The sequence below is a fragment of the Methylobacterium oryzisoli genome (assembly GCF_046557895.1).
Taxonomy (GTDB): Bacteria; Pseudomonadota; Alphaproteobacteria; order Rhizobiales; family Beijerinckiaceae; genus Methylobacterium; species Methylobacterium oryzisoli.
This window is the reverse complement of the sequence record NZ_JBKIBX010000122.1, coordinates 1-1,124: the sequence shown is the minus strand read 5'-3', so window position 1 is coordinate 1,124 and position 1,124 is coordinate 1. Positions and strand designations below refer to the sequence as shown.

Sequence of the window (1,124 nt, the reverse complement as noted above, 5' to 3'; positions counted from 1 at the left end):
GTCACCCTGCTGGAGCGCTACGGCTTCTGCGGCGGCGGCGCCGTGGCGGGCCTCTCGGGCACCGTCTGCGGCATGTACGCCGCCACCGACGATCGCGACGCCCCGCCCCAACAGGTCGTCCACGGCTTCCTCGACGAGTTCGTGGCCGCCCTCGAGCACCGCGGCGGCCTCGCCCCGCCCGTGCGCTACGGCAAGACCTACACCCGCGTCCACGATCCCCTCGTCTGGCGCGAGGCCGCCGACGCCCTGCTCGCCGAGGCCGGCGTGCGGGTGATCTACCACACCACCGTCACGGGTGCCCTCGTCGAGGGCGGCGAGCGGGTCGAGGGCGTCACCGCCTACACCAAGGAAGGCCCGGCCCGGATCCGCGCCAAGGTCACGGTGGACGCCAGCGGCGACGCCGACGTCGTCGCCATGGCGGGCCTGCCCTCCTTCGTCGGCCAGGACGGCCACGTCCAGAACCCGACCATGATCTTCCGCCTGATGGGCGTCGACACCGCCCGCTTCCTTGAGGCCTACGGCACCGACACCATCATGGGCGAAGAGGTCTCGGCGCTGATCCGCGAGAAGGGCGCGGGCAACGGCTACACGCTGCCGCGCGCCAAGATCTGGCTGTTCACCACCACGCGGCCGGGCGAGCTTCTGTGCAACTGCACCCGGGTGATCGGGGCGGACGGGCGCGAGCTGAACACGCTCTATGCCCGCGACTTCACCGAGGCGGAGATCGAGGGGCGCCGGCAGATGCGGGAGTACGCCCGCTTCTTCCGCGACCACCTCGCGGGCTGCGAGGCGAGCTTCGTGAACGACACCGGGGTGCAGGTGGGGGTGCGCCAGACCCGGCAGGCGCGGGGGATGTCGCTGTTGCGGAATGCCGACGTGCTGGCGGGGACGAAGTTTGCGGACGGGATCGCGCGCTCGCCGTGGCCGATCGAGCTGCATGCGGGGGCCAAGCCGCGGGTGGAGTGGCTTCTGGACGACGTCTACGAGGTGCCCTACGGCTGCTTCGTGCCGGAGCGGGGGGAGGGTCTCCTGACGGCGGGGCGGTGCCTGTCGGCGGAGCACGAGGCGGTGGCGTCGGCGCGGGTGACGGCGCAGTGTTTCAGCTACGGTCACGCGATCGGTCA

The 1,124-nt window shown here is 72.1% G+C and carries 1 protein-coding gene; it reads left to right on the top strand.

Going from position 1 to position 1,124, the window contains the following annotated elements; genetic code table 11:
- The coding region (locus tag ACKUB9_RS34315) for an FAD-dependent oxidoreductase (protein ID WP_410826046.1) at positions 1-1,124 on the top strand (1,124 nt) is incomplete at both ends.